Origin of the sequence: Enterobacter cloacae complex sp. SHL018 (assembly GCF_049237905.1) — a bacterium.
GTDB classification, from domain to species: domain Bacteria; phylum Pseudomonadota; class Gammaproteobacteria; order Enterobacterales; family Enterobacteriaceae; genus Enterobacter; species Enterobacter hormaechei_C.
Map to the genome: position 1 here is coordinate 1,789,274 of NZ_JBMKJE010000001.1, position 25,260 is coordinate 1,814,533.

The 25,260-nt window shown below is 55.7% G+C and carries 22 protein-coding genes; 3 read left to right on the forward strand and 19 right to left on the reverse strand.

What is annotated here, in order from left to right; all coding sequences use genetic code 11:
- Positions 1-14: 14 nt before the first annotated feature.
- From tap to ACOTY5_RS08690, 7 genes are all read right to left on the reverse strand, one after another.
- Positions 15-1,616, reverse strand: coding sequence for a methyl-accepting chemotaxis protein IV (gene tap / locus ACOTY5_RS08660; protein ID WP_045142117.1), 1,602 nt, complete (start codon positions 1,614-1,616; stop codon positions 15-17).
- 44 nt (positions 1,617-1,660) lie between these two features.
- The gene (tar, locus tag ACOTY5_RS08665) at positions 1,661-3,328 is read right to left on the reverse strand and encodes a methyl-accepting chemotaxis protein II (protein WP_045142118.1); all 1,668 of its coding nucleotides are present in this window, start codon (positions 3,326-3,328) and stop codon (positions 1,661-1,663) included.
- An 85-nt stretch (positions 3,329-3,413) separates the two neighbouring features.
- Positions 3,414-4,376 (reverse strand): Csu type fimbrial protein, encoded by a 963-nt coding sequence (locus ACOTY5_RS08670; protein WP_017384412.1) that lies wholly within the window; start codon positions 4,374-4,376, stop codon positions 3,414-3,416.
- Positions 4,373-6,757: a fimbria/pilus outer membrane usher protein gene (locus tag ACOTY5_RS08675; RefSeq protein ID WP_045142119.1), complete on the reverse strand. Its 2,385-nt coding sequence runs from the start codon at positions 6,755-6,757 to the stop codon at positions 4,373-4,375. Before ACOTY5_RS08675 ends, ACOTY5_RS08670 begins: the two co-directional genes overlap by 4 nt.
- On the reverse strand, positions 6,733-7,494 hold the full coding sequence (locus ACOTY5_RS08680; RefSeq protein WP_015570266.1) for a fimbrial biogenesis chaperone: 762 nt from the start codon (positions 7,492-7,494) through the stop codon (positions 6,733-6,735). The genes ACOTY5_RS08675 and ACOTY5_RS08680 overlap by 25 nt, the downstream gene beginning before the upstream one ends.
- Positions 7,495-7,510: 16 nt before the next feature.
- A complete protein-coding gene (locus ACOTY5_RS08685) occupies positions 7,511-8,059 on the reverse strand; it encodes a Csu type fimbrial protein (protein ID WP_017384414.1) in 549 nt (182 codons plus the stop codon).
- Between the two features lie 7 nt (positions 8,060-8,066).
- The gene (locus ACOTY5_RS08690; protein ID WP_017693232.1) at positions 8,067-8,639 is read right to left on the reverse strand and encodes a Csu type fimbrial protein; all 573 of its coding nucleotides are present in this window, start codon (positions 8,637-8,639) and stop codon (positions 8,067-8,069) included.
- 427 nt (positions 8,640-9,066) lie between these two features.
- Between ACOTY5_RS08690 and ACOTY5_RS08695 the strand changes: the two genes are divergently transcribed.
- Positions 9,067-10,326 carry a dicarboxylate/amino acid:cation symporter gene (locus ACOTY5_RS08695; RefSeq protein WP_045142120.1) on the forward strand — a complete coding sequence of 420 codons (1,260 nt, stop codon included), beginning with the start codon at positions 9,067-9,069 and terminating at the stop codon, positions 10,324-10,326.
- Between the two features lie 96 nt (positions 10,327-10,422).
- Here the strand turns inward: ACOTY5_RS08695 and cheW are convergent, their stop codons facing one another.
- From cheW to flhD, 6 genes are all read right to left on the reverse strand, one after another.
- Positions 10,423-10,926: a chemotaxis protein CheW gene (gene cheW, locus ACOTY5_RS08700; protein ID WP_039270525.1), complete on the reverse strand. Its 504-nt coding sequence runs from the start codon at positions 10,924-10,926 to the stop codon at positions 10,423-10,425.
- Between the two features lie 19 nt (positions 10,927-10,945).
- Positions 10,946-12,955 carry a chemotaxis protein CheA gene (cheA, locus tag ACOTY5_RS08705; protein WP_017384416.1) on the reverse strand — a complete coding sequence of 670 codons (2,010 nt, stop codon included), beginning with the start codon at positions 12,953-12,955 and terminating at the stop codon, positions 10,946-10,948.
- 4 nt (positions 12,956-12,959) lie between these two features.
- Positions 12,960-13,889 carry a flagellar motor protein MotB gene (gene motB / locus ACOTY5_RS08710; protein WP_003859697.1) on the reverse strand — a complete coding sequence of 310 codons (930 nt, stop codon included), beginning with the start codon at positions 13,887-13,889 and terminating at the stop codon, positions 12,960-12,962.
- Positions 13,886-14,773, reverse strand: coding sequence for a flagellar motor stator protein MotA (gene motA, locus ACOTY5_RS08715; RefSeq protein WP_003859696.1), 888 nt, complete (start codon positions 14,771-14,773; stop codon positions 13,886-13,888). Before motA ends, motB begins: the two co-directional genes overlap by 4 nt.
- A 123-nt stretch (positions 14,774-14,896) precedes the next feature.
- A complete protein-coding gene (gene flhC, locus ACOTY5_RS08720) occupies positions 14,897-15,475 on the reverse strand; it encodes a flagellar transcriptional regulator FlhC (protein WP_003859695.1) in 579 nt (192 codons plus the stop codon).
- Between the two features lie 2 nt (positions 15,476-15,477).
- Positions 15,478-15,828, reverse strand: coding sequence for a flagellar transcriptional regulator FlhD (gene flhD / locus ACOTY5_RS08725; RefSeq protein WP_003859693.1), 351 nt, complete (start codon positions 15,826-15,828; stop codon positions 15,478-15,480).
- Positions 15,829-16,624: 796 nt separating this feature from the next.
- Here flhD and uspC point away from each other — a divergent pair.
- Positions 16,625-17,053 carry a universal stress protein UspC gene (uspC, locus tag ACOTY5_RS08730; RefSeq protein WP_017384418.1) on the forward strand — a complete coding sequence of 143 codons (429 nt, stop codon included), beginning with the start codon at positions 16,625-16,627 and terminating at the stop codon, positions 17,051-17,053.
- A 15-nt stretch (positions 17,054-17,068) separates the two neighbouring features.
- On the opposite strand, the gene otsA is transcribed toward uspC, so the two are convergent.
- The 6 genes from otsA to ACOTY5_RS08760 all read right to left on the reverse strand — a co-directional run bounded on the left by otsA (position 17,069) and on the right by ACOTY5_RS08760 (position 23,870).
- Positions 17,069-18,493 (reverse strand): alpha,alpha-trehalose-phosphate synthase, encoded by a 1,425-nt coding sequence (gene otsA / locus ACOTY5_RS08735; protein WP_045142350.1) that lies wholly within the window; start codon positions 18,491-18,493, stop codon positions 17,069-17,071.
- Entirely contained in the window at positions 18,468-19,271 is an 804-nt protein-coding gene (gene otsB / locus ACOTY5_RS08740; RefSeq protein WP_033486793.1) for a trehalose-phosphatase, read from the reverse strand. Before otsB ends, otsA begins: the two co-directional genes overlap by 26 nt.
- A gap of 153 nt (positions 19,272-19,424) precedes the next feature.
- Positions 19,425-20,405 (reverse strand): arabinose ABC transporter permease AraH, encoded by a 981-nt coding sequence (gene araH, locus ACOTY5_RS08745; protein WP_003859689.1) that lies wholly within the window; start codon positions 20,403-20,405, stop codon positions 19,425-19,427.
- Positions 20,406-20,419: 14 nt separating this feature from the next.
- Complete coding sequence (gene araG, locus ACOTY5_RS08750; RefSeq protein WP_045142349.1) at positions 20,420-21,934, reverse strand: L-arabinose ABC transporter ATP-binding protein AraG; 1,515 nt, start codon at positions 21,932-21,934, stop codon at positions 20,420-20,422.
- 71 nt (positions 21,935-22,005) lie between these two features.
- On the reverse strand, positions 22,006-22,995 hold the full coding sequence (gene araF, locus ACOTY5_RS08755) for an arabinose ABC transporter substrate-binding protein AraF (RefSeq protein WP_017384422.1): 990 nt from the start codon (positions 22,993-22,995) through the stop codon (positions 22,006-22,008).
- Positions 22,996-23,312: 317 nt separating this feature from the next.
- Positions 23,313-23,870, reverse strand: a complete 558-nt coding sequence (locus ACOTY5_RS08760; protein WP_045142355.1) for a DJ-1 family glyoxalase III — start codon at positions 23,868-23,870, stop codon at positions 23,313-23,315.
- 503 nt (positions 23,871-24,373) lie between these two features.
- Between ACOTY5_RS08760 and ACOTY5_RS08765 the strand changes: the two genes are divergently transcribed.
- Positions 24,374-24,877 (forward strand): non-heme ferritin-like protein, encoded by a 504-nt coding sequence (locus ACOTY5_RS08765; RefSeq protein ID WP_017384424.1) that lies wholly within the window; start codon positions 24,374-24,376, stop codon positions 24,875-24,877.
- Positions 24,878-25,260 lie beyond the last annotated feature (383 nt).

Here is a 25,260-nt window from a genome sequence, read left to right on the forward strand (position 1 = left end):
CTTCTTAATCACATTCAGGATACAACGGGCACGGCCTGTGACCGTCCGACTTCTGTTACTGCTTCAACGTGCTCTTTCACATTAAATACGGCGACCAACCCGGTAAGGTGATCCGCCTGGTTTGCCAGCTGATCGGTAGCCGCCGCCGCCTCTTCCACCAGTGAGGCGTTCTGCTGCGTAACCTGATCCATCTGTGTAACGGCCTGCGCCACCTGCTCAATACCACGGCGTTGTTCATCAGACGCCGAGGCAATCTCGCCCATAATGTCGTTAACCCGCGTCACGGAGGTGACAATCTCGTGCATGGTCTGCGCGGCGGTATCCACCAGCGCGGAGCCCTGCTGAACGCGGGAGACCGACTCTTTTATCAGCCCTTTGATCTCTTTCGCCGCATTGGCGCTGCGGCTGGCGAGGTTTCGGACTTCACCGGCAACCACCGCGAACCCGCGCCCCTGCTCCCCGGCACGCGCCGCTTCAACGGCCGCGTTCAGCGCCAGAATATTGGTCTGGAACGCGATACCGTCGATGACGCTGATAATGTCGCCAATTTTCTGCGAGCTGGCGGCAATCTCCTGCATCGTGCTGGCGACGTGAGAGGCCTGATCGCCCCCACGTTTCGCCGTCATCGCCGCCTGTTTTGACAAGTCGGACGCCTGACGCGCGTTATCGGCGTTCTGGCTTACCGTCGCGGTCAGCTGCTCCATGCTGGCCGCCGTCTGCGCCAGCGATGCCGCCTGCTGTTCGGTGCGGGATGAGAGATCGTTATTGCCTGCCGCAATCTCGGAGATCCCGGTATGCATGGCGTAACTGCCCTGGCGAACGTTGCTTACCGTTTCCCGCAGCGACCCCTGCATCGCCTTCAGGCTGGCGAAAATCGCTGATATTTCATTCCTGCCATACACGGCCACCGGACGCGCCAGATCGCCCTTCGCCATACTGTCGAAGTGGCTGCTGACGATGGCCAGCGGCTGGACGATCATTTTGCGCGACCACCACAGCGAGCCGCCGGTCAGCAGGGCGGCCAGGATCACCATGATCAGGAAAATCGCCCCTGACATGCGGTAGCTGGTACGGCTGTCCGCACCGGCACGCGCCACAAACTGGTTAATATCCTGCTGCCAGGCGTTAAAGCTACCGTCGAACGCCGCCTGAGACGCCTGCACCGGCGCGGTCAGGAAGTCAGAAAGCTGGTTGTTCTCCAGCCACGTCGCCTGATGGTCGAGATCGCCGTACCACACATCAAAGGTCTTTTTCATGGCGACTTTCAGCGCTTTCTCTTTCTCACTGACCGCCTCCTGCGCCGTAAAGGCCTTAAACTGCGCGTCGGCCTGCTTCAGGCTGCTGCGGGCCACGACCATCAGCGCCTTAATATCCTCCGGCGGATAGCTCAGCGCGGTTAACGTCCCTGCTTTGTTCAGCGCAGTGCTTGCCTGCAACAGCACGGCACGCGTTTGTGCCAGTGCGGAGCGCTGCTGATTACTCGTCTCAACTTCCTGCAAATTCTGATAGCCATCGCGAAACGCCCAGAAAGACAACCCGTTACTGCCAACCTGCAAAACCCCACACAGGATCAGAATCAAAAACAGTGTGGTCGAGATACGAATACGATTTAACATCCACGCTCCCATCAAGCGGCAAGCAGCCGCGGTTTAATTGTCAGTCAAAATGTTTCCCAGTTTTCATCTTGTCCGGTCACCGCTGCGCGCGTACGTGTTGTCACGGGCGCCGGGGTTGCTTCGCTGTACGCCGACCGCGAGTTGACCGTATTTGTCGTTTTTGAAGTAAGACGGAACGCCGAGACGGCCATTTTCAGGCGGCTCGCCTGGTCCTCCAGCGCAGCGGCCGCGGCAGCGGACTCCTGCACCAGGGCGGCGTTTTGCTGCGTCACACGATCCATTTCCGATACCGCCAGGGCGACCTGGTCAATACCACGACTCTGCTCATCCGATGCAGAGGCGATTTCACCCATGATGTCCGTCACGCGCGTCACGGCATTCACGATGTCATTCATGGTTTCACCCGCACTTTCCACCAGCACCGAGCCGGTATCCACGCGTGAAACAGAGTCTTCAATCAGGGCTTTGATCTCTTTCGCCGCATTGGCGCTGCGGCTGGCGAGGTTACGCACTTCGCCAGCGACCACGGCAAACCCGCGCCCCTGCTCGCCCGCACGCGCCGCTTCAACGGCCGCGTTCAGCGCCAGGATATTGGTCTGGAAGGCGATGCCGTCGATAACGCTGATGATGTCGGCGATTTTCTTCGAGCTGTCGGCAATGTCATGCATGGTTTTCACCACGCCGTCGACCACCCGACCCCCGCGCTGGGCGGTGTCGGACGCGCTTTCTGCAAGCTGCGACGCCTGACGGGCGTTGTCGGCATTCTGCTTCACGGTCGCGGTGAGCTGCTCCATGCTGGCCGCCGTCTCTTCCAGTGCGGATGCCTGCTGTTCGGTACGGGACGAGAGATCGTTGTTGCCCATCGCGATTTCACTCGTGCCGGTATAGATGGCATCCGCCCCCTCGCGCACGTTGGCGACGGTATCAATCAGCGAACGCTGCATATGGTCGACGCTGGTTGCCAGCTCGGTGATCTCATTGCGGCCAGAAACGGTCAGCGTTTTCGTGAGATCGCCCCGGCCAATATCACGGATATGGGCAATGACGCGGCCAAGCGGGTTAAGCAGGATATGACGAATGCCGTACCACACGGCCACCAGTACGATGACCAGCGCGAGGGCGAGAACCGCCAACTGCCATTTCGCGAAACGGTAGTCGTTCTGGCTTTGCGTGAACGCGGAGTGATAAAGCTCGCCGCTGGCTTTAGCGTACTCGCCGAGCGCCGCGCCGAGGGCGTTCTGCATTCCCTGGGTCGGCTGCGCGAAATAGGCGTCCATATTGCCCTTCTCCAGGAACTGCACCAGCTCCGTGAGGCCGGCGAAGTAGGCCTGATATTTTTCATCTATGTTCGCGCTCGCCTGCGCCATTGCCGGCTGAGGGGCGATTTTTTTGAAGGCGTCGTAATGTTTCGCCGCGTCTGCCAGCGTGGCGCGCGCATTCTTCAGCAGTTCCGTTTTTGCGCTGCTCTGCTGGTTATTTGGGTCCATCATCATGCGGGCAGACGAGCGGCTCAGGTTGATACGCGTCTGCAACATCAGATCCCAGGTCGTGGTCAGTTCGCTTTGCTGCATTCGCAAATCGTTCGAGGCCGCGAAGCTGTCCTGGTTCTGTTTTAACGACGAGAAAAAGAGGCCGCCAGAAATAAGCTGAAGAAGTGCGAAAATGACCAGCACCATCATAAGCATTGTGACAACGCGGATACGGTTCAACATACAACACCTTCTCATAGATTTATTAACGGTGTTATCGGCACAGGCCACAGGAACTTTACATTTGCGAAAGGGAAAAGCGCGGGAGTCAGAACGCGACGTCGACAATCAGCGTGTCGGTGTAGGTTCCGGCAGGCGGCGTGGCCTGGCTGGTCAGAACTTTGGCGGTGTAGTTGTAGGTACGTAAAAGCCCGTCCGTACTGACCTGCGATGAGCTGGCGCTGGCCCAGCGCTCGCTGCCGCTGCTACCCCAGCGGTTGCTGGTCGCCTCTTTGTAGATGTCGTAACTCATGAAGTTGCTGCCGCTGACCATACGACGCACGTTGTTCAGGGCATTTGCCCCATTATTAATGCCTATGGTGTAGGTGCTGCCTTTGGTGCAGGTGACGGCAACCGACTGTGAAACGGTAGGAAAATTTTGCACCAGCGGCGCGCTGTTAAAATTCACGTCCGGCGTGGTCATGGTGCTGCAATCGTTGGTGACGGTCATGTTGAGGAGGATCGAGGTGGTTGCCGTACCGGTTTGCGGGGTCAGGCACGCTCCGACCGCGCCAACGGCGCACACGTTGTAGTTAATGCTGAACGTTAACAACACCTGATACGGCCCGGCGGTGACGTTCTGCCCCATTACGGTCCGGAAATAAAGGGGAATGTTGTAGCGCCTTGAACCCAGCAGCCCGAGCAGCGTGTTTCCGCTCCAGGTATAGGCTTTGCTGATTTGTATTTCACTGTTTCCGCCGCAGCCGGACGCCCCGCACAGCCGCGCAGGGATGACATCGGTAATAGCCGCGTTGTCCGTACGCTTCATGGTCGCCCGGCTATTCGCGAAGACGGATGCCGAGGTGTAATTCAGCGTCACCGAGTCGTTGGTTAACAGGTTGAGAACGGTATCGCAGGTCACCACCAGCGTGCCCGTCGTTTCCACTTCCCCGGTGCCGCTGAGTGCGAACGAGGTGACGCTGCCAAACGAGGCATTCACCGTACTGACGGTACAGGCCGCCCAGCTGCCGCCGGAGCACAGCAGCAGGAGCGCGATTAACAGGCGTCTCACGGCGCCTCCCGACAGGTCAGCGGACCGTAGGTTTGCAGCTTATGTTCAGGGTTTGCGCCAACGGTCAGCGTTGCCGTACAGCGTTTACCCTCCGGGGTGGTAACCTCGAGCGGATTCACGTCGTTGAGGTTTTCCAGCCAGGCGAGGCCGTCGTAGCCGACAACCGCGCTGCTGCGGGACGCGCGTCTGACCTGGCTTCCTACCGGGATCGCATTGCCCTGCACATCGTGCAGGATCACGCTGGCAACCCGCTCCTGCTCCATCGGGAAATCCACCAGATAACCGTTATGCCGACGAATCGCCACCCGACGCTCGGTCTCTTTCAGCCGGGTATCCGCGGGTAAGTTCAGGGTATCAATGCGGTAACTTGCCGGGTAATAGGCGGAAACGCCGCTCACCAGCAGATAGCCTTTGTTATTGGTTTTTCCGACCGGCTGGTTTTCGTAGCTGACGGGAACATCCGGATGTCCGTCGGTGCTGATCACCACAAACGCATCGTTGATTTTGTTCGCCGCAAACAGCTCACCGTCCATCAGCACGACAGAGCCCATCGCCTCGCCCCACCAGGTCATCATGCCCTTCTCACCGTAGCCGCCGCCCTGTAGCTCCACGTTGTTATTCCGCCAGCCGAGCGTGGCCTGCTGATAGTTACTCGACCGCGACTGGTTGGCCCAGGCCATGTTCCAGCTAAAGCCGCCGTCTGAAGGCATCGAGTGGTTGTAGTTAATGCGTTGAGTGCTGCCTGCGTCAGGGGTGTTTTCAAAGGTGACGGCGGCGCTGTCACGTTCGCCGAGGGGAACCTGCAACGACAGCGCAACCGTCCAGTCGCCCCGCTGCTGGTCACGGCTGGCAGCCAGATAAATACTGCTTGAGCCCCACATATTACGGCTCCAGGAGAGGTTGAGCAGCTCAGTTTTCTGGCTGTCAAAACTCTCAACGCCGATCCACGCCGCGCCGATATTGCCGTATCCGCCGAGGTTAAAGGTTAAGGAATACTGGTCGGTATTGCGGCTCAGGCTGGCAACGGGGTTATCCTTTTCATCATAAACGGTGGGCTGATCGTACAGGGCGAGATTGCCAAAACCACGATCACGTCGGGTATGCTGGGTCGCTACGCTAAACTCGCTGGTGTTGTATTGATAGCCCCAGTTTATCTGGCCGCCGCTATCGCCGCGCATGCGGCTTTGGGTCCACGAGGTATTTACCACGCCAAAACGCCCGAGCTTCAGTACCGTGCCCGCGCCGCCAAGCGCCAGCGACTCCGCCCCTTCCGCATGCCCCTCCAGCGTCAGCCAGTCGGTCACCCCGTAGCGGTACGATCCGCTGCCCGCCGCCGGGCCATAGTCAAAATTCTCAATACCGTAGTTACGCCGCAGGCTGCCCAGCGTCACGGCGCCGTCGCTTAACCCCTGCTTAAGCAGATCGCTGCTGACATAAAACGGCAGCGTGGTACTCACCTGACGACCCAGCGCATCAGTGGTAACCAGTACTGCATCGCCAGCACCGTTGATATACGGCAGATTGGTGAGGGTAAACGGCCCCGGCTGAAGGCGGGTGGAGCCGGAACGGTAGCCGTTAATAAAGAGATCGACCGAGGTCGGGACAGCCGCCTCGCCGGAAAACGCCGGCAGCGGCCAGGTCACCAGATCCGGACGCAGGGAGAAGTCGCGCCCGTAGCTGATCCCGCCCATGCGCACGCTGGTGCTCCAGCTCAGCGCATCGCTGATGACGTCCCCGGCGGACCAGGTGGTGGCATCCTCTTCGTTGGTGATCAGTAACGTAGAGTCATAACGCACGTACCCTTCCTGCTGTCCGCTGTTACCGGTGAAATTCTGCCGGGCGTAACCCGTCGATGAAAATGAATAATCCTCATTGAAATAGCGGAACTCGTGCCAGACCGATGCCTGACCGCCCGTGTGTTCGGAATGGTTGGTATAAACGTCGTAATTGAGCAGCGCGCCGCGGCCATAGTGCGGTTTGCTTTGCGTGCTCTGCTCACTGAAAGGCGTGACCCGCGCCGCGACCCAGTCCCGGGGGACCGTCAGCAACAGGCGCTGGGCCGTGCTGTCGTACTCTGCGTGTACCGACGTAAGCGTCGAGAGATTCACCTCTCCGGCTGGCACATGCGCGGGCGGCAGCCCGGCGCGGAGCAAATCCGCGCCCGAAATAAACCAGGCGCCCTCACGCTGCGTCACCTGCACCACCAGACCCGTGTCATAGTGGTTCAGCACCAGGGCGAGCTGGAATACTGCTTCGCCGTTTATCGTCCGTGCATCCGGCGGCGGCGGTAAACTGTCGTCGCCGGTTTCGGCAAAGGCGCTGGTACTGACGCAAAGCAGGATCATCATCGCCGGTTTCAGTTGACGGGCGTCGATTGCCATTGCGTATCCCTGGCATTAATTTGCGCGCTCATCCGGTTCGGCTGATAAATCCCTGCCGGAAGCGGCCAGCTTCGGGTGCTGCCTGGCAGCACATAACCCAGCAGCCCCTCGGCAACCGTGCGTTTTTGCCCGCCCTGCTCAACCGCAACCTGGCTGAGCCGGACGTGCACATCCCCTTGATTACGGACCTGAAGCGCGGGTTTCCCCCCTTCCTGAACGACCCGCCAGCTCAGCTGTTGAGTATTCGCCAACGCGTGGTGCGCCCCTTCGTTGAGGGTGGGGATCCCCTGCCCATAAACAAATAAGGGAATGGAATAGCGCATTTGCAGTTTGAGGCCCATGGACGGTTCCGCTTTGGCATCCGGCTGGGGAATTTCATCCACAATAATGCGGTAGGCCTGCTCAACCCCCGACGGGATTGTCCCCTGCTTGATCAGGCGAATAAGCTGTTTACTGCCTTTGGCGATGGTCACGATCGGCGGGCTGGCAACCACATCCTGCTGGGCGGTGTAACGCTCATATCCGCCCTCCTGCTTCCAGCGCACAATACGCACCTGCATTGTCGTGGCGCTGTTGCCCTGATTCTGGATCCACAATTCAGTTGCTCTGGCCTCTGCCGAAAGCCACGGATCGATGGGCCACAAAAGAATGGTTGCCGCTGCCTGCGCCTGGCCCGCTGCCAGAGCCGTTGCCCCCAACAGACCCACCAGGCCTGATCGCCTGAAAAATGGCTTCATCAATGTTCTCCCTTTCCTACCATGACAAGGTCACGGTGAGTTGATCTGAATATGTTCCCGGCAGGCTAAACCCCGTCAGGAGCGCGACGCCAAAAAGAGGCAGCGCGATGTTATTGCTGTTGGTATAGGTAATCGGTATGGCCTGGTTAACCCCAATTTCGCTGTTCGCCGCCAGAGAGCTGCTGCTGTAAAGCCGGTAACCAACAACTTCGGTCCCGCCTGAACGCGTCATCCGTCGCACCGAGCTGTAATTCTGGCCGCCGTCAATGCTCATGCTCAGCGCCACGCCCGGCGTGCAGGCGATGGACAACGCGCCGTCGGCGACAAAGCTGGTGCTGACCGGCGTGTTGTCCACGCCGTTACGGGTTCCAAAATCCAGCGTCCCAAAGCGCCCGCCCGTACCGGTACTCACCGAGCACCCTGGTACTACCGTCGCGCTCACCCTGAAGGACTGGGAGGTCACCGCCCCGGCGTCGCAGATCATCATCAGCCCGACGAGCAGGGCCAAAAAAGGGTGCACGACGCCCTCTGCGCTTTCGCGCAGACATAAACACAATGCCTTCATGGCTGAATCAGTAGGTGACGCTGACGTTAATCGTGTCGGTATAGGTTCCCGGTACAACCGTTACGCTATTGCCACCGCCCGTTATGCGTCCGTAGAGGGTATAACTGTCCACCCCGCCCGCCGTGGAGGCAACGGGCAACGCGGCGTTGTTAGCGATCACGTTGTTGTACCCGCTGTCGCTATAGAGGCTGTATGCCACGCCCTGTGCCGCATTGGCGGTGTTCACCAGATAGCGGGCGGGTGTGCCGGGGGTGCCGACAACGGTTCCGGGTGCGGTCGCGTTGGTGTTGCCGGTGATCGCCACCGTGTAACTGGCAGTGGTACATTGAATGGTAAAGGTGTTTCCGCCGCTGGCCCCGGTTAACTGGGTTGTCAGGGTGGAGAATGTCGCAGGATGGGTCCCGAAATCGAGTGTCCCGAAGTTAATGCCGTTTTGCGTTGGCGAGCCGTTGATCAAACAACCGTTCGTCAACGTCAGCGTCGCCCCGATAGTACCGCTACTGGTGACTGCCAGCGCCTGACCGACAGTCGCCGCCGTCAGCAGTGTACCCGCGCAGATAAAAAGAAGTGTTCTTTTCATTTACCACCCTCCAGAAGAAATAATGGTCCGCTTACCCTATTTTATTCATACTGTTCAGTATGTTAGCCCCGCTTAAACATTCCCCGGCGCGGTTACTGAGAATTTAGTTTATGGTTCACGCTTCAACCACTTTCAGCGAAGGTGAGACACCCGCCCTCCAATTAACAGACTATTAACAAACATTACAAAGAGTTAGCAAAATAAAACGGGCATTATTCTTGCTTAATTTGAGGATATATCGCCTGTAATGTGATACGCATCACAATATATCGTCATTGTAAAAACAACGAATTTCATAAAAAATAAAAACAAGTTGTAACTCACGCAGCTTTACTTCAATTTATGCCCCGAATATTTTCCTGCGCTTAAATAAAAATTTTGTATGCATTGACGCAGGAAACTCTTTTAGCGCATAGAGGATCTTTTTGTGGCAAGTGCAAACAAACTCACGCTCTTCATCGTGATTTTCATGCTGGCGGGTATTCTTTCAGGTGCGGCGATCCATGAGTATGCTTCGCCCGACGCGATACAGGCCTGGTCGGAGAACATTACGCTGCTGACCGATATTTTCCTGCGGCTGATTAAGATGGTGATTGCCCCGCTGGTGTTCAGCACCCTGACGGTGGGCATTATGAAGCTGGGTGAAACGTCGACGATTGGGCGCGTCGGGGGTAAAGCGATGGTGTGGTTTATCAGCTCATCCGTGCTTTCCATTCTGGTGGGGCTGTTTATTGTTACCCTTGAACAACCCGGCAGCGGCCTGAACCTGAGCATTCCGACCGAGACGGTTGATACCGGCCTGGCCGTTAGCGGGATGTCGCTGAAGGCCTTCCTGTCACACACAATTCCAACCAGCATTGCCGGCGCGATGGCGAAAAATGAGATCCTGCAAATTGTGGTCTTCTCGATGTTCTTCGGCATCGGCGGCGCGTCATTAGGCCAAAAATTCAACGCCCCGCTGGTGGCGGCGCTGGATGTGGTCTCCCACATTATGCTGAAAGTGACGGGCTACGTGATGTACGTTGCGCCGCTGGCCATTTTTGCCGCGATTTCGTCCGTGATTGCCACTCAGGGTCTCGGCATTTTGCTGAACTATGCCTCGTTTATTGGCGGTTACTATGTGGCGATCCTTCTGACCTGTCTGGTATTGCTGGCGGTAGGTTACATGGTGCTGAAAAAAGAGATTTTCCGTCTGGTGGCGATGCTGAAAGATCCGGTGCTGGTCGCCTTTACCACCAGCAGCTCAGAAGCGGCATACCCGAAAACGCTGGAGCAGTTAGCGCGCTTCGGCTGTTCACGTAATATCGCCTCTTTCGTCCTGCCGATCGGCTACTCGTTTAACCTGGTCGGCTCTATGGTGTACTGCTCATTCGCCTCGATGTTTATTGCTCAGGCGTACAACATTCACCTGAGTTTCACCGAGGTGACGGTGCTGATGTTAACGCTGATGCTGGCCTCGAAGGGCATTGCGGGCGTACCGCGCTCGTCGCTGGTGGTGCTGGCGGCAACCATTCCGAGCTTTAACATTCCGGTGGCCGGGATCCTGCTGCTGATGGGGATTGACCATTTCCTGGATATGGGACGATCGGCCATTAACGTGCTGGGGAACGGGATTGCGACGGCGATGCTGTCGCAGAATGAAGGGGCGCGGGAAGCGGAATCAGCGCTGGTGGAGCAGGAGGCGTAAGGTTACAAAAGAGCCGGGTGGCGCTGACGCTTACCCGGCCTACGTGTTCGAGCCATTTGTAGGCCGGGTAAGGCGAAGCCGCCACCCGGCTTTGTTTTATGCTACGTGATTCGCCGCGATATCCAGCAGCGCCATCTCTTCGCTGTTCAGCAGCTTCTCAATATTCACCAGAATCAGCATACGCTCGCCGAGCGCACCCAGCCCCGTCAGGTATTCCGTCGACAGCGTGACCGCAAACTCCGGCGCAGGACGGATTTGATCGGCGGTCAGCGACAGTACATCAGACACGCCATCCACCACGATCCCCACCACGCGCTGCCCCAGATTCAGGACGATCACCACCGTGTTTTCGTTGTACTCCACATCGCCCTGGCTAAACTTCACGCGCAGGTCCACGATAGGCACAATCACACCGCGCAGGTTGGTCACACCCTTGATAAACGCTGGCGTGTTCGCAATGCGCGTTACCTGGTCGTAACCGCGAATTTCCTGCACTTTCAGGATGTCGATACCGTACTCTTCATCCCCTAAAGTGAAAACCAGGAATTCCTGTCCAGATGGCTCGCCCGCCAGTTTCGTTACGTTACTCATACCGGTCATGTTATTACCTTTTACTTAATCAGGCGGCTGTGTTCGCCACACGTTGTTCACGATTTAATCCCTGAAGTGCCGATACATCGACGATCAGCGCGACGCTACCATCACCCAGGATGGTGGCAGCAGAGATCCCCGGCACTTTGCGGTAGTTACTTTCCAGGTTCTTAACCACCACCTGATGCTGACCAATCAGCTGATCGACCAGCAGCGCGTAGCGGCGTCCGGCGCTTTGCAGGATCACAACGATACCCTGCGTGGCCTCGGTTTTTGCCCCGTCCACTTCAAACACTTTCCACAGTTCCACCAGCGGCAGGTACTCGCCGCGCACTTCGAGCACGCGCTCGCCGCCCGCCAGCGGATGCAGATCTTCTTCACGCGGCTGGAGGGACTCCATCACCGCGTTCAGCGGCAGAATAAAGACTTCGTCCGCCACTTTAACGGACATGCCGTCAAGAATGGCCAGCGTCAGCGGCAACAGGATACGAATCGTGGTGCCCGCGCCCTGCTTAGACTGGATCTCAACGTGACCGCCCATCTCCTGAATGTTACGTTTCACCACGTCCATGCCCACGCCGCGGCCGGAAACGTCGGTGACCTGCTCTGCGGTTGAGAAGCCCGGGGCAAAAATCAACATCCCCACTTCTTCGTCGGTCATATTTTCGTTGACCGCCATTCCCTGCGAAATCGCCTTCGCCAGAATGCGCTCGCGGTTCAGGCCGGCGCCATCATCGGTCACTTCGATGCAGATGTTGCCGCCCTGATGTTCCGCTGACAGGATCAGGTTGCCCACGGGCGATTTTCCAGCTGCTACGCGGTTTTCCGGCAGCTCGATGCCGTGGTCGAGGCTGTTACGCACCAGGTGCGTTAACGGATCGATAATGCGTTCAATCAGGCTCTTGTCCAGCTCGGTGGAGCTGCCCATCAGCGTGAGTTCGATCTGTTTGTTGAGCTTGCCGGCCAGGTCGCGCACCAGGCGCGGGAAGCGGCTGAAGACATATTCCATCGGCATCATGCGGATGGACATCACCGATTCCTGCAAATCGCGGGCGTTACGTTGTAACTGGCCCATGCTGGTGATGAGATCGCCATGGGTCACCGGGTCCAGCTCGTTGGAGCGCTGGGCCAGCATCGACTGGGTGATGACCAGTTCACCCACCAGGTTGATCAGCTGATCCACTTTTTCCACCGCCACGCGAATGCTCGTGGACTCGCTGGAACGCGCCGCTGGTTTTTCACCGCGGGCCGGAGCGGCCGTCTCTTTTGGCACGGCTTTCAGGGCCGGGGCAGCGGCAACTACCGCAGGGGTATTCTCTGCCGGAGCAGGCGCTTCAACGGCCGCCGCCTCGGTTTCAAACGCAATCTGATCCGCTTCAATCACGAAGCAGAGCACCGCCACGATGTCATCCTGGCCGATCCCGCCGTCGAGCGTCGCGGCCAGGCTGTCTTTGCCCTTCACCACGTTGCTGAGCGTCGCCAGGTTCCCCAGCTCCTCTTCCAGCAGGTTCACCTCGTTCTCCTTCAGACGTGACAGCACTACGCGCAGTTTTCCTGCGGGCGCGTCAGGCGCCGTATCGGGTTCGGCCACGGCGTCAACAACGCTCAGTTTTGCCGCAGGGACAGCGGGCGCAGACGCCTCACCTTTGGCTTCCAGCGCTAACTGACGCAGCGCGTTGCAGATGTATTCAAAGCTGGCGGCATCAGGCTCTGCCGAACTTTTATAGGCGTCGAGCTGTTCCTGCATAATATCTTTCGTTTCCAAAAACAGGTTGATAATGTCGGTATTGAGCTGCATCTCACCGCGTCGTGCTTCATCCAGAAGGTTTTCCATTAAATGGGTGGTTTCCTGCAAAATGGTAAATCCAAACGTTCCGGCACCGCCTTTAATGGAATGCGCCGCACGGAAGATGGCATTGAGCTGTTCTGAGTCCGGTGCCTCGGGCACCAGATCCAGCAAATGTTGCTCCATATCGGCCAACAATTCGTCGGCTTCATCAAAAAATGTCTGGTAAAAATCGGTAATATCCATGCTCACGCTATCACCTCGGATTGGCTGGTGGCGATGTTGGAACGGCAGCCGAAGGGACGGCCCCAGGCTGTTTTAAATCGTCCAGTGACTCATTCTGACTTTCGGCGTTTTCATGCAGGATGGCCTGCTCCGCCTGCTGGTTCAGCACTAAAAGACTGATACGACGGTTGATGGCGTCATCCGGTCCGCGGTCGGTCAGGCGCATGGTTGCAGCCATGCCGACCACGCGCAGGACCTTGCCATCATCAAGCCCACCCGCCACCAGCTCGCGACGCGAGGCGTTGGCGCGATCGGCAGAAAGCTCCCAGTTGCTGTAGCCCTTCTCTCCCGTGGCGTACGGGAAATCATCCGTGTGTCCGGACAGGCTAATGCGGTTAGGAATACCGTTCAGCACCGGTGCAATCGCACGCAGAATATCGCGCATGTAAGGCTCCACGTCGGCGCTGCCGGTTTTGAACATCGGCCGGTTCTGGCTGTCGATGATCTGAATACGCAGCCCTTCCTGCACCAGGTCAATTTTCAGATGCGGACGCAGCGCGCGCAGCTTAGGGTCTGCTTCAATCAGCTGATCCAGGTCACCGCGCAGTTTTTTCAGACGCGCCTGCTCCATCCTTTTTTTCAGCTCGTCGATGTTAGGCTGTTTTTTCACTTCACCCTGCTGCTGAGTGTAATCGTCACCGCCGCCGGGGATCGGGCTGTCGCTGTTAGAAATGCGCGGCCCGCCGGTAACCGCCGTCGCCAGCGGCGTTCTGAAATATTCCGCAATCTGAATAAGCTCTTTCGGGCTGGAGATGGAGATTAGCCACATCACCAGAAAGAAGGCCATCATGGCGGTCATAAAGTCGGCGTACGCGATCTTCCAGGAGCCGTGAGAACCGTGCCCGTGCCCCTTATGCTTGCGCTTTTTTACGATGACGATCGGATGGGACTGGTTTTTCATGCGTCCTCAGTTGTCGTCTGTTGGTTAGGGTTTTTCACCGCGCGCACGTGCTCTTCCAGTTCGATAAACGACGGACGTTCGCTGGAGTAAAGCGTCTTACGACCAAATTCGACGGCAATCGGTGGCGCATAGCCGTTGAGGTTTGAGAGCAGCGTAATTTTCACGCACTGCATCATTTTGGTGGTTTCGGCGCTCTTCTGGCGCAGCACGCTCGCCAGCGGGGAGATAAAGCCGTAGGCCAGTAAAATACCGAGGAACGTCCCCACCATCGCGTGGGCAATCAGCGCCCCCAGTTCAGCCGCCGGGCGATCCGCCGAGGCCAGGGCATGAACAACGCCCATGACCGCCGCCACGATGCCGAACGCCGGAAGCGAGTCGCCCACCAGCGCCAGGCTGTTGGCCGGTACTTCGGATTCGCTCTCGTGGGTTTCGATCTCTTCGTCCATCAGGGCTTCAATTTCGAAGGTGTTCATGTTGCCGCTGATGATCAGTCGCAGGTAATCGACGATAAAATCGAGCATCATCGCGTCGGCCAGAATACGCGGGTAGCTGGCGAAAATTTCGCTCTCTTTCGGGTTTTCGATGTCCCGCTCCAGCGAGAACATCCCCTGCTGACGTGACTTCGCCATCAGGCGATAGAGCAGCGCCAGCAGATCCATATACATGCTTTTGGTGTATTTCGAGCGACGAAACAGCAGCGGAATCGCCTTCAGCGTGCCCTTGATCGATTTGCCGTTGTTACCAACGATAAAAGCCCCTACCCCTGCACCGCCGATGATGACAAGTTCAGCCGGTTGATAGAGTGCTCCAAGGTGCCCGCCGGTCATCATGTAACCGCCGAAAACTGTACCGAGAACTACCAGGTAACCTAATAAGATAAGCACGACATCATCCTTCCGCTAGTGACTATGGCAGGACGTCCATTTCGAGCGCATGACCTGAACGCAGGGTAAAAAAAAGCAGCGGTAATCGCTTACCGCTGCTGGAATCTTGCCCACAGGTTCGGGTTAAACAGCGTGTTCGATCTGTTCATCCAGCAGTTGTGGAATAATATCGGCAGCATCCCGGGAAAGTTTACGTCTTTTTACGGCTCGGGATGGAGGCTGGCACAAACTACAGGCGAAGCTGCCCGCAGGCTGGTGCGCGTGGGTAATGAAATTGCCGTCACAGCAGTTGCAGCGGGACAATTCAAGCATTCCGCTTTCAACAAAACGCACCAGCGTCCAGGCGCGGGTCAGCGCCAGCAGGGGTCCCTCTTCCTGCTGCGGGCATTGCTCAAGGTAAAGTTTGTAGGCTTTGATCACGGCATCAACGCCGCTGCATAAGCCCGTTTTAAGCAGGTACTGCCAGGCGTTACAGAACATGGAAGCATGGATGTTCTGCTCCCAGGTCATGAACCAGTCAGTCGAAAACGGCAGCATACCTTTTGGCGGCGGGCTACCACGCAATTCTTTGTACAGCTTGATCAGACGACCACGGCTCAGCTGCGTCTCGCTTTCCAGCATTTGTAAACGCGCACCGAGCGTGATGAGTTCCATCGCCAGCTGGATATCACGGGCTTCCTGAACAATGCTTTTTTCGCTCATTGTTAAGCCCTTTTCTTCCGGGCTACGTCATCAGGCTGGCTGATTTCGTTGAGCAGGCGGGTGGAGAGAAGAATACCGGTGTGGATCTGTTGCAGATCGTCCACGCGGGATTCCTGAGTCAGACGCGTAATGGTCTGCGGGTTATCAAAACGGAACTGGCAGACAAGTTGATTGGTTTCAGCCAGCTTGACCATTTGCGGGAGGGTTAATCCACCCAGCATGGTTGCCATCTCTTCGTTAACACCCAGACGAAACATCGCTGACGGTTTGTCCTGACTAATCAAACGCTGCGCGAGCAATAAATACGACAAATTGATGTCATAAATATGTTTTAGCAACTCGGATGTATGCATTTTTCCCATCCCGAATAACCAACTATTATTTTTATGCGGAAAGACCGCACCCCGTGATGTCGCCGGGAAATCACCCGGTATAAAAAGAAAAGGCCAAATGCATAGTTGAATTTAGGTTTGTACGTCGTAAAGCGCGTGACCGGTTAACATGGCCAAAATGTCGGTTACACATTTTATCTTTTCTTACAAATAACTAAGATTTTTCCTAATTCGACGCAAACTCTACTCGTCAGTTTTGACACATACAATGCAGCCCCCCCTGGAATTTAAAAAAAATGTGATCTCCGTCACATAATTTACGCGAATGTAACCCATAAATCCATCAGCGTGACTTGTAATTTGACTATTTATTGAGCAACTGAAGCTTGTTTATATTCTTATGGAACGAATACTCATGCAGAGGGATGAGGGGATCGGGTATGAAAATTGCTACGTCGAAGAAGCACTGCCCTTTCGCGTCACAGCGGGCGCGAACGCCAGAGAAGAGGCGGAGTTAATTAAGTAAAAACAGCAGCTTAAGTTTTCCTTTCGAGAAAAAAGTTTCCATGGGTAACCATCACGCTTGCGTTGACGATCGGTTAACGCGATTTAACAGCACGGAAGGCTAAATGTGTGATTTACGTTAAGTTGTTAATTACTTTCATTTAGCGTCCCCATTTCGTTATTCTTCTTATAAGAATAATTAATGAATAATTATGATAAGCTTCACACTATTGTCGCATGTGCCTCTTGCAGAAGCGGCAGATTCGCGGTAAAGCTTGAGAAACGTGTCATTCTGACATAAAAGGAGTGTGTGATGAGTTACTCCCATCTTCTTGTTTCTGTTGCGGTTTCCCCCGAAAGTCATCAACTCGTCGCCCGTGCCGTTTCCATTGCCCGCCCGAATAATGCCCGCATAAGTCTGATTACCCTGGCTGCTGAACCCGAAATGTATAATCAACTGGCAGCGCCAATGCTGGAAGATATTCGTGAGGTTCTTCAGGAGGAAACGCAGCAATTTCTGCGCGAGCTGGTTGAGCGGGCAAAATATCCTGTCCACCAGACGGTGATTGCCACCGGCGAGTTAAGTGGACATATTCTCGACATTTGTCAGAAACAGAATGTTGACCTGGTCATTTGCGGAAATCATAACCAGAGCTTTTTTTCCCGGGCGGCATGCTCGGCAAAATCCATCGTTTCGTCAAGCCAGGTGGATGTCCTGCTGGTGCCTCTCGGGGGCAATTAATGCCCCCGGAGAAAATCAGGCGAGTTTAGGGAAGGTCGCGATCTTTTTTTGCAGATCACCTTCCTGAGTTTGCGGCTGGATCGCGCGCAAATCGTCAATAAAACGCGCCTGCCAGCGGTTGATATCATTCTTAACGATGGTCTCCATCATTTCTGAATGACGTGAAATACGTTCCGCAAGCGGCATGGTTAACGCGCGGTTCAGGGCATTTGCCACATCATCGCGATCGTAAGGGTTCACAATCAGCGCCGAGGTTAACTCGTTTGCCGCACCGGCAAATTGGGACAGCACCAGCACGCCCGGGTCAGCAGGATCTTGTGCTGCTACATACTCTTTTGCCACCAGATTCATCCCGTCGCGCAGCGGGGTGACCAGCCCGACGTCCGCATAGCGGAACACTTTCATCAGGATTTTGCGCTCAAAGTGCTGATTCAGATAGAAAAGTGGAGTCCAGCCGAGCTGACCATAGCGCCCGTTGATGCGCCCTGCTTCGGTCTCCAGCTGGTGACGAATATCCTGGTAAGCCTGAACCTCACCGCGCGAGGTCGGCGCTATCTGGGTATAGCGGATCTTGCCGTGATGCTGCGGGAATTTATCCAGCAGGGTTTCATAAGCGAGGAATCGCTCCGGCAACCCTTTGGAATAATCCAGTCGTTCAACCGAAAAGATATTCTTAACGTGCTTGAGTTCGTCCTTGAGCTGGGCAAGCTTCGGCGGCAGCGGACCAGAGGCCTGCTCGGCGATTTCGTCTGGCTCAATACCAATCGGGTAGACTTCGGTATGGAAATTTCGTCCCCACGCGGTGTGAGATTTGCCGCCGTGAGTGACCAGCCGGGTTTTACCCGACACGCTGTCGAGGAACGCCAGCCTGTCATTTTCCGTCTGGAAACCGAGCAGGTCGTAATCAGACAATGCTTCAAGAATTTCATCATGCTGCGGCAGCGCCGTAAAGATCTCCGGGGTCGGGAACGGAATATGCAGGAAGAAGCCGATCCGGTTCTTCACACCCCGTTTACGCAGCTCCCTGGCGAAGGGCAGCAGATGGTAATCGTGGATCCATAAAATATCGTCATCTTCGATCAGCGGCAGCAGTTTATCTGCCAGCAGCGCGTTTACGCGCATGTAGCCTTCATAGGATTCACGCTGGAATTTCACCAGATCCAGACGATAGTGAAACGCTGGCCACAGCACGGCGTTTGAGAACTCGGAATAATATTCATCGTAGTCCTTCTCACTAAGGGCGAAGGAGGCCCACGTGATATTGCCCCGTGACACCTTTTTTAGCGGTTTCTCTTCATTACTGATTTCCCCGCTCCAGCCAAACCAGAGACCACCCGCGGCTTTGAGGGCACCTAATACCCCGACCGCCAGGCCACCGGCACTGGCTTTTTTATCATCCGGCGGTGCGATGCGATTAGAGACGACGACTAAGCGACCCATAATGATTTCTCCCGTTGTTTTGCGCTATTTGTTGTTGTTGCTGGTTAGCGACGTCAGATATCCACTGCCAGACGCTGGCGACATTTTCCAGCCGCCATCCGGCAATGGTTTCACCAGATCCAACCTTGACAGACATGCCCTGGGCCTGGTTTACCACCCTGAACCCGGCCTCGTCGGTCAGGTCATCCCCAAAAAAGACTGGCGTACGCCCTTTGAACGGCGCTTCCGCCATAAACGCTGCAATGGCAGCGCCTTTGTTAATTCCAGCCGGTTTAATCTCGACCACACATTTACCCGGCTGTAACGCCAGCTCCGGATGGGCTTCCGCCACGCTTCTTGCCACCGCAAAGATCGCCGCCTCATGATGGGGCGCCTGACGGTAGTGCAGCGCAAAGGCCATGCCTTTGGCTTCCAGTTCCGTACCGGGAAGCATTTCCAGAGCCGAAGAGAGTTGCGCATGTAGCGCCTGAATCAGCGTGTCGGGGAGTGAAACTATATGCAGTTGATCATGGATATCGCGGCGCTCCGCTCCGTGCACACCGGCCAGCGGAAAGTGATAAGGACTGGCGAGCACGTCCAGCTCGGCCATTGAGCGCCCTGAAATCAATGCCAGTGCCCCCTCGTTCTGTCGGGAGAGCTGCTGCAAATTCTCTAACACCGTGTCCGGTACAACGACGTCATCCGGATGCGGTTCAATCCCGGCGAGCGTCCCGTCGAGGTCAAAAAAGAAAGCAAATTTTCCGGGCAGTACAGGCGGTGCGGTTAACAAGTCAGCCACCCTAATCCTCCTTACAGTGAACAAAACAGCCATGTAAGTATAGACAGTGTGACGGTGCTCGCCATTTGGCAACCGGCCCGTCAGCAAAACTGGCGGGCCGGTCAGGGGGTCAACTATGGTTAATAGTTGAGCATATTGATGGCTAAAAATAAATCAGACGGTACGCTTCGCTTTTTGCTTGTAACGGTCGAAGATCACCGCCGCCAGCAGGATCAGGCCGCGTACGACGTACTGAGAGAACGGAGAAATATTAAGCAGGTTCATGGCGTTCTCCACGGTCCCCAGAATGAGGATCCCCGCCACCACATATGAGATTTTTCCGATGCCGCCCTTGAGGGAAACGCCCCCTAAAACGCAGGCTGAGATGACGATTAGCTCATAACCAATGGAGGTCATTGGCTGGCCGCTGGTCATACGCGACGCCAGAATAATCCCCGCCGCCGCCGATACCAGCCCGGAAAGCACGAAGATAATGATCTTGGTCCGTACGACCGGGACACCCGCCAGACGCGCCGCCTCTTCATTGCCGCCAATCGCCAGCGTGTTACGGCCAAACGTGGTGCGGTTAAGCAGGAAACCGAACAGGATCAAACAGCCTACCGTCAGCCAGATTGGCGCAGGCAGACCCAGCCAGTTGGCATAGCCCAGCGTGAAGAAACGCTCGTCTTCAATCCCCACGGCTTTCCCGTCGGAGATGATATAGGCCAGACCGCGCACGATTTGCATGGTCGCCAGCGTCGTGATCAGGGCGTTAATCTTCAGGCGCGCAATGACAAACCCGTTCACCAGGCCGCTCAGCACGCCGAGCAGCAGCCCGGCCAGCACGCCGATCCACAGGCTTTCGGTCATGTTGATCACCACGGCAGTGGTGACGCCTGCACAGGCAATCACCGAGGCAACCGACAGGTCAAAATCACCGGAGGCCAGGCAGAACAGCATTCCGCAGGCCACCATGCCGGACATGGAGATAGCCAGCCCCAGCCCCTTCATATTGATGAACGTGGCGAAATTCGGCACAAAAATCGCGCAGGCGACGAACAGGGCAGCAAAGACCACCAGCATGCCGTACTGGTCCCAGATGCGGCCAAAACTGAAAGCCGACTTCGGCGCTCCGGATGTAGTAACAGAGGACATCATTGACTCCTTACTCAGGCGACAGCCTGGCTAACTTTAGGCATGGCGAGACTCAACGCCTGTTGTTCATTCGCCTGTTCATGCAGCAATTCACCGGCAATTTCACCTTCACGCATCACAACAATGCGGTCGGCGACGCCCAGCACCTCAGGCAGATCGCTGGAGGCGAACAGGACCGCCACACCGCGTTTTGCCAGTTCATAGATGACGTTATAGATTTCGTGTTTCGCCCCCACGTCGATACCGCGCGTTGGCTCATCCAGCAAAATGACCTTCATATCTTCCGACAGCCAGCGCCCCAGAATGGCTTTTTGCTGATTGCCGCCGGACAGGTTCATGATCAGCTGTTCAGCGCCGGGGGTTTTGATGTTCAGCGAACGGATATGGTGATCCGCGTTGCTCGCCTCCCAGCCGTCGTTAATCAGACATCCCGCGCGGATGAACTTGCGCCGGGCAGAGATGTTGATGTTGTCGCGCACCGAGTGCACCGGAATGATGCCCTCGGCCTTTCGATCCTCCGGGCAGAGCATAATCCCCGCGTTAATCGCCTGCGCAGGCTTCTGAATATCGACCTTTTTCCCGTCGACGAAAACCTGGCCCTGGGTTATTCGGGTGCCGCCAAACAGCCCTTTCATCAGCTCGCTGCGCCCTGCCCCCACAAGGCCAAACAGCCCGACGATTTCGCCGCTGCGCACCGAGAGTGAAATGGGCGTGCGCACGCCCGGGGCTTTGACGTTATCCAGACGCAGACGCTCAAGGCCATACTCGCGCGGTTTCCAGTGGTAAATATCCCCCAGATCGCGTCCGACCATCGCCTGCACCAGTTGGTCATGGTTGACCTGCTGCATATCGGTGAAGGTGCGCACGTAGCGGCCATCTTTAAACACGGTGATGGCATCGCTTAAGGCAAAAATCTCTTCCATTCGGTGAGAAACGTACAGAATGATGCGGCCCTCTTTGCGCAGCTCGCGGATCACGCGAAAGAGATTTTCTATTTCACGCGCCGAGAGCGAGCTGGTTGGCTCGTCAAAAGCGATAATTTTGGCGTTACGTGCCAGCGCTTTGGCAATTTCCACCATCTGCCACTGGCCGATGGAGAGATACTTAAGGGGCGTTTGCGGATCGACATCCAGCCCAAGGTGCTTGAGCTGCAAGCCCGCTTCATAGTTGAGCAGCGAGCGGTTGACCACGCCGCTTTTATGCGGAAGCTGGCCCAGATAGATGTTCTCCGCCACGGTCATTTCAGGAATGAGATGCAGCTCCTGATAGATGATAGCGACGCCCGCATTTAACGCTGCCGTGGTGTCGGCAAAGGCCACCTCTTCGCCGCGAATAGCCAGCGTGCCGGTGGTGGGCGTGTAGTTGCCGCTGAGAATTTTTAGCAGCGTGGATTTTCCCGCGCCATTCTCCCCCATCAGGGCGTGAACCTGGCCGGCATAGCAGTCGAAGCTGATATCGGTCAGCGCGTTTACACCGGGGAACGTTTTACCGATGCCGCGGAAAGAGAGATACGGATCAGACTGTTGCATAACGACTCCGTGATTCCTGTAGTGTGTACGTCTGGCCCCTCACGGTGAGTGAGGGGCGCAATCACAGCGTATTACTTACCGCCCAGTCCTTTTTTCGCCAGCTCCTCTTTGAAGTTATCGCGGGTGATCAGCACCACATCGGTCACTTCGGTGAATTTCGGCGGCTCAACCCCTTTAGTCACCCAGTTGTAGAGCATTTCGCTGGATTTATAACCGTGGACATCCGGGCTTGGCAGCAGAGAACCATAGAAGCCGGTCGCCTGCGCTTTAGACAGTTCGCTCACGGCGTCAACGCCGTTGATGCCGATCCCGATCACGTCCGGTGCTTTAAAGCCCTGGCCTTCCGTTGCACGCACGCCGCCCAGTACGGTGTTGTCGTTCATCCCCACCACCAGCCAGTGCTTCACTTCCGGATGCTGGACGAGCATGGAGTTCGCCGCATCAAAGGCGCCCGGAATATCGTTGGATTTGGTCGGAACTTTGTAGATCTGTTTTTCCGGGAAGCCAGCCGCTTTCAGGGCGTCCATGGACCCGGTGGTACGACGACGGGCGGTGTCCAGCTCGTCAGCGGTAATGGCCATCACGGCGGTCTCTTTGACATCCCAGCCGCGTTTTTGCATCTCTTTGTAGAGCTCCTGGCCCTGACGCTCACCGATTTTAGTGGCCGCCATCATTACCAGCGGAACGGTATCCATCGGTTTACCTTTGGCGTTCACGAACTGATCGTCCACCGCAATCACTTTCATGTCGTAACCGCGCGCTTTCGCGGCAATCGCTGACCCCAGTTTTGGATCCGGCGTACAGATAACGAAACCTTTCGCGCCGCTTGCCGCCAGGCTATCAATGGCGTTCAGCGTTTTCTCACCGTCAGGTACGGCGATTTTAATTACCTCAAATCCCAAATCTTTTCCGGCTTTATCAGCAAATTTCCATTCGGTCTGGAACCACGGCTCTTCCGGCTGTTTAACCAGAAAACCGAGCTTTAAATTTTCAGCGATAGCGGATTGTGACATAACGGCAGCCAGGCCGATGGCCGCCAGCGCTTTAGTAAATTTGTGCATGGTAAACTCCAGCTTTAGCATTCTTATCTGTAGGGAATAATGGCGAACAACTTATTTAATCGGACTTAAAACAAGGCATTAGCGCTTACCTCGTCATAAGCGTTATTGCTGGAGATAGTTTTAGCGGGAAATTAATCATCCATAAGAGAGCGACATCACACCGCAGAATTACAGTAATTGCGTACATAAATTCAGCGGAAAATGACATAAAAAAGGACGTAATTGTCCTACAAATGGAAAGGAGTTAAGCAGGATTATCCATAAGGTCAGCTAAGAAATCCCTGTAACCCGGACGCCTTAGCGCCCGGCAGAAAAAATTACCAGCGGTAATAGATGTGTTCAGCATGATCGCGCACGGGGGCGTCGTCACCCAACAGACGAGCAGAGAGCGCCAGCGCAAAGTCAAAAGCGTGCCCCAGCCCCTTGCCGCTGATGAGGTTATTATCCACCACGACCGGCGCATCCACATATACTCCCTCATCAACGCTCTGCCAGAGATCGCCGGAACAGACGTAGCGACGCCCCTTCAGTAGCCCGTTACCGCCCAGCACCCGCGCGGCCGCAGAGCAGATTGGGCAGATGAGTTTGCCCTGCTCGTCATGCGCGGAAACAAAGCGGATCACCTCCTGGCTAGCCGCAAGATTGACGCTCCCCTGCGGCCCACCGGGCAACACGACTGCGTCATACAGCGTATTAATGCGCTCCGTTAACGTACTGTCAGCCACCATGGGGATATTGTGGTAACTCACTACCGCACGGGACTCCGCACAGGCCAGCGTCTCCACCTCAATCTGTAAACGCCGCAGAATATCAATCGTGATAATCGCTTCTGCTTCTTCAAAACCGGGTGCCAGCAGCACCGCAACGTTAGCCATCATAAACCTCAACGAATGAAACGATGTAAAACAGTGTTTCATTTTCACTCTTTATCAGATCACAATCTTGCGACGCGATCACAGAACCGTATATTGAGTGAAAATTGATTTAGCTCAAATTTGATACGACAGGATATATTTGCAGATATTATTTCTGTTTTAACACTTTTACAGAATTTCCCGCCAAAGAACGTTTCCTGAAACGATAAAAATGAGCAATATTAATTTCACACCCATTAAAATCAACAGGTTATATTAAATCCAATCTCTTACCCCTCTTTCTGTTCTGGGCTATATTTAAATTTGTAATGTATGGTAAACACAGCCCAATTAAGAGTTTTCTTAAGTCAAAGAGAAGCGTATGCTTATTTTAATCGAACACAGGAAGTGAATTTTCGAGTTTTTTACCTTGCAGAAATCTATTTCTGCCATTCAATCGTCAATACCTGCCGGGTCAGGTTAAGTAGCGGACATCAAGTCCCACAGTCAATAAGGATATGAGAATGACTACCCAAACGATGATGCAAAAACTGAATGCCCAGATGAACCTGGAGTTTTATGCTTCAAATCTGCATCTGCATTTGAGCGCGTGGTGTTCCAGAAAAAGCCTCAACGGCACTGCCACCTTCTTTCGTACTCAGGCGCAAAGTAACGTCACGCACATGATGCGCGTCTTTAACTTTTTGAAAGCTGTCGGCGCAAACCCTACCGTCAAAGAGCTTGAAACGATTGAAGATAATTACACTTCTCTGGAAGAACTGTTTCAGAAAACGCTCGAAGAGTATGAGCAACGCTGTGCGAAGCTGAGCAAACTGGCTGATGAAGCCAAAGCGCAACGGGACATCATTACCCTCAAGTTTTTACGTGATATGGACAGAGAGCAGCAGCAGGATGGCATGCTGCTGAAGACGCTCGCAGATGAAATCCGCAACGCGAAACGCGCGGGGATTTGTCTGGAGCAGACGGACCGCCATCTTCTCGACATTGCTACCGTGCAACACCACTAAGTCCTTCACCCGCTCCCGTCAGGGCTGAGAGTTCCCCACAAAATAATGCCTGCACAGACGGCCCCCTCTCCCTTGAGGGAGAGGGCTGGGGTGAGGGGGAACATACGGCTCTGGTGGTCATTCCGTTCACTTTATGTTCCTTGCTACTCTGTCACGGCATAACCGGTGAACGTGCCAGGGTGGCTCAGTCGCCACCACCCTGGCGACCCGGGCTTCCGGCGGAAAATCGCCGCTTCGCGGTACCTTCGGCTTATTCCTTCCGGCTTATCGGGGACGGGCGGAGGTAACATCCCTGTAAAGCCCGCCCTCTCGGCGCATCCCTGCGCCTCGCCCCGGCCTACAGGAAACGCCTCAGCGATTTACAGCCGGACCGAGGCATCGCT